3 protein-coding genes are annotated in these 4,377 nt (G+C 37.1%); all 3 read right to left on the bottom strand.

The genetic code is table 11. The features are described from left to right. Positions 1–538: 538 nt before the first annotated feature. Positions 539–2,347, bottom strand: coding sequence for an oligoendopeptidase F (gene pepF, locus ABDZ84_RS18985; RefSeq protein ID WP_200862544.1), 1,809 nt, complete (start codon positions 2,345–2,347; stop codon positions 539–541). A 148-nt stretch (positions 2,348–2,495) separates the two neighbouring features. Next, positions 2,496–3,683 carry a competence protein CoiA gene (locus tag ABDZ84_RS18980; protein ID WP_051388294.1) on the bottom strand — a complete coding sequence of 396 codons (1,188 nt, stop codon included), beginning with the start codon at positions 3,681–3,683 and terminating at the stop codon, positions 2,496–2,498. Between the two features lie 51 nt (positions 3,684–3,734). After that, positions 3,735–3,932: a hypothetical protein gene (locus tag ABDZ84_RS18975; RefSeq protein ID WP_026680656.1), complete on the bottom strand. Its 198-nt coding sequence runs from the start codon at positions 3,930–3,932 to the stop codon at positions 3,735–3,737. Positions 3,933–4,377 lie beyond the last annotated feature (445 nt).

Raw genomic sequence — 4,377 nt, 5'->3', positions numbered from 1 at the left:
TTACCCATTGTAAAAAAAAGTCAACCTATTACTTATGACAAGAATTGTTGCACCTTCTCATAGCGGAGACGAATTACGTAGACTCCTGCGGGATTAGCGCGAACCGAAAATCCACTTTGCAACGTGTTCTTCTTTGCAAAGTTAGTTGAGGCCGTGCCCACGGAAAGCGAAGTAATTAGTCGGAGCATTGCCAATATACATCAAACATTTCAAAATAACTACTTCGCTTAACGCAGTCATTGCACTGATTTTATACTTTCTTAACTTATGAACAAAACGCAAGCGTCCGATTAGAAACATAGCGACTGGAGCGAATCAACAGAGATAAAGGAATCACGGGGTGCTTACGAGCCAATGATGACTTAGCATAGGCGATTCGTGAAGTCGCTTCGTTTCTGGGCGCTGGAACTGGACGCGGCTCAACACACCCCTATTTATCCACACGGGCTAATTTTATCATTTCCTTGACAATAAAATAACTGCCGAGAAAAATTTCTCGGCAGTGTAGGGAGACTCTGTTAGTCAACCCACTATTTCATTAGCTTAGCAGCTGCTCCATTTCATTTAGTTTCTCCTCAAATACATCTAGAGCATCTAAAATAGGCTGTTTATCGTTCATATCTACTCCTGCTTGCTTCAATACTTCAATTGGATAATCACTACTACCTGCTTTCAAGAAATTGATATAGCGTTTTACTGCATCTCCCTTACCATCTAGGATCTGACTTGCTAATGCGGTAGCTGCAGAGTATCCTGTAGCATATTGGTATACATAGTAGTTGTAATAAAAATGAGGAATTCGTGCCCATTCCATCCCGATTTCTTTATCGGAAATTACCCCATCGCCAAAGTATTTTTTATTTAGATTGTAGTATACCTCTGTTAATTTTTCTGCAGTTAGCGCTTCACCTTCTTGCTGTTTCACGTGAATAATATGCTCAAATTCCGCGAACATTGTTTGACGGAAGACAGTACCTCTAAATCCTTCTAGGAAATGGTTAAGCAAATATAGCTTTTGCTTCTCATCCTCTAAGTTATTCAATAGATAGTCATTTAACAATGCCTCGTTACAGGTAGATGCTACTTCTGCTACAAAAATAGAATAATTTCCATAACGGAAAGGCTGATTTTTTCTTGTATAATAACTATGCACGGAATGTCCAAGCTCATGAGCTAATGTGAACATATCATTAACATTGTTTTGCCAATTTAACAGTATATATGGGTTAGTACCGTATGCACCAGAAGAATATGCGCCACTACGTTTTCCTTTATTCTCTTCTACATCAATCCATCGATTCTCATAACCTTCTTTTATGATACTTAGATAGTCATCACCTAATGGAGAAAGCCCCTCTAAGACGTATTGCTTGGCTCTTTCAAAAGGAATCTCCATATCTACATCCTGAACAAGCGGCGTATAGAGATCATACATATGCAACTCATCCAGCTTTAACACTTTTTTACGTAATTCGGTATATCGATGAAGTAATGGGAGCTTTTCATCAACTGCTTCTATCAAATTATCATAGACCTTTTCCGGAATATGATTATCATCCAATGCTGCTTGTCTTGCAGAATTATAATTTCTAACCTTTGCAAAGAAGTTATCCTTCTTAATATTCCCGCTTAATGTAGAAGCGAACGTGTTTTGAAATTTCCCGTACGTATCATACATTGCTTCAAAGGCTGCTTTGCGGACAGAACGATCCTTGGACTCCAAAAAACGGATATATCGTCCATGTGTTAGATCTACTTCCTCTCCATTTTCATTTTTTATCGATGGAAATGTTAAATCTGCATTATTCAGCATACCGAATGTTTGCGAAGCAGCTGACATCGGTTCTGATGATTCAGCAAGTATTGCCTCTTCTCGCTCGCTTAAAATATGTGGCCGTTGACGGGTAATTTCATCCAACGTCTTTTTATAGGCCTTTAAACCTTGTTCTTCCTTTAAAAAACGATTTAGCTTCTCCTCATCGATTGCTAAAATTTCGGGAACTATAAAACTCATTGAACTAGAAGCTGAAGTCAATATACTCTCGGCCTGAGCATTTAACCGCTGATACATGCCATTTGTTGTATCTTGATCATATCGCATATGCGCATATGTATATAGCTTACCTAGTCGTTCTGATAGCTTATCCTGTAGCTGCAATAATTCTAGAAGTTTTGCAGGTGATTCTGCTAATTTTCCTTGGTATGCTTCAATTTGTGGAATGGCTTGCTGCAGACTTTTCCATTCCTGCTCCCACGCATCATTCGTTTCGAAGATATCTTCTAATTTCCACGTTGACTCTTCAGGTAATTCTTCTCGTTTAGGTAATTCCTTAGTTGATTTAGCCAATTCTATTCCTCCCTATTCGTCCTATAGTTATTCTTTCGTGATGTGTTTGCTAATTCCTTTTTAGCCAATAAACAAAACTCATTATCTTGTTTGTTAAGCATTTTAAAGTCTTCTTTTAAAATGCATACTTGCTATTTAGTATATCGTATTATTTATGAATCATGCTTTTATTTTGCTTCTGTAATTGATTAATGATTAGCTGATCTTCTTCTAGTGCTCGCTCTAAAGTTGAAGGAACGAAAACTGGTATGCGTTTTGTATAAATAAAGGGAGCATTCTGCTTTACAATTTTCAGTTGTTCAAGTAGAGACATATATTCTATAAGAGGATTTTTCGTCTTTAATAATAGTGGGGTTTGACTTATTGACCTAGTTTGCTTGTTCAATAAACGACCAATAAATCTAACATCCATTTTTGTACCAACTGATAGAGGAGCTATATGATCTAAGATAATTTTACTTTGCCAGAGCCATAGAGGCTTGTTCATACGAATCTGCGATGATATCGGTAAATAAATGAGGGACGGCAATGTTTCCACATGGTGTTGTTTTATATATAGCCATTTCAACCATAAAAATTCTTGCTTGGTTGTTCGAACTCGTGATTTGGTCCGAAAAAGCATCTTTTCCTTTAACCATAATGGATACAGTTCTTGTTTAGGGAAGGAAATTTCTTTAAATATATCCGTAAAAATGAGATGCTTGAGCTTTGTAATTACAAACTTACCTAATGCTTTAAAACTGGTAGTAAAATAAATGTTTTGGGCGGTAATAAAGTAACGTGTAATAGGACAGAAGAAAAAAACTTTCAAAGATTGGCTTGTGGGAAATTGATGTATAAAGGAGCTGGTAAATGGAGATAAACGAAATTTACTGGCTGTTTCACGCTTAAAATGCTTAGCACCAAGTATCCATATGGGAGTAATTCCTGCAGCCTGATAACCCTTATTTCTGGCCGTAATAATAGATATTGGAATTGTAGCACACTGATATTCCAAAGCTATCTTTTTCGTGTTAACCGTTAATAAAATATCAGGTCGCTGTTGAATTTCATTGAGGAATGGCTCCAATGTTACGTTTAGCTTTTGGGCTTTTAACCATTGATACAGTATTAATTTCCCGGACTCATGATACGCCCCTTCACCATCTTCACGAATTCGGCAGTGGCTTGATGAATAATGAGCGAAATGTGGGATTACCTCTGCACCTGCTTTCATGATTACTTGCTGCTTACATATTGGACAATAAAAGGTCTGTTTTCGCAATTGTTCAATTTCATGCCTTGTTTTAATAGAAAGTAGCACGATTTCTCCAGTTTGCGCTATTGCTTGCAGCATAAAAACACCTCCGTGAATAATAAGAATTCGACAGAAAGTGCTTAAATCCTTCTAATTATTCTTCTTTTTCTTTAAGCGAATGGTACTTAAAAATAAAGCGCTACCTAAAAAAATAAAAGAAAGAGACAGATACTGATCCCGCCACTCGAAAACTGCACCTAATCGTTGGATGAATAATAAAATTCCTGTAATCATGAATACAGCAGCAATGATGATATTTACTTTACCGTATAAGGGTAGATTCCTCATGCGCTCACCTCTCCTGTTATATTCTATCAAATTAAACAACGTTGTAGGAAGAAAATTAAATCCAAAATTAATCAATCGGACATTTACTGGCAGTCCACCCCACATTATCCATATCGGTTTCACTGATATGAACGAAAATATCAAGTCCCAGTTCATCATTCCGTAAAAGATACTATTTTTGGCAATACGAAGCTAGAGGCACCACTTTTTGTGCTTCCTCAGAAAAACTTTATACGGAGTGGCGGGTAAGTTAGCCTACTTAGGTTTAGCCAATTATTTTTCTTCTTGGAGTGGCGGGCTTACTGCCAGTTATATGTGGGACAAAAAAAGAACATAAGAAAAACTGAGCAAAATTCGCTCAGTCCTTATCACTAAATGCTCAGATCTACGCTTCCTATAGTAGCTATTATGGAATAATAGCTACTGCTTGCTTGACCACCACTCC

It is taken from the genome of Virgibacillus salarius (genome assembly GCF_039521925.1).
Classification (GTDB): domain Bacteria; phylum Bacillota; class Bacilli; order Bacillales; family Amphibacillaceae; genus Virgibacillus; species Virgibacillus salarius.
The sequence above is the reverse complement of the archived record's forward strand: the minus strand, read 5'-3'. Positions and strand labels throughout refer to the sequence as shown.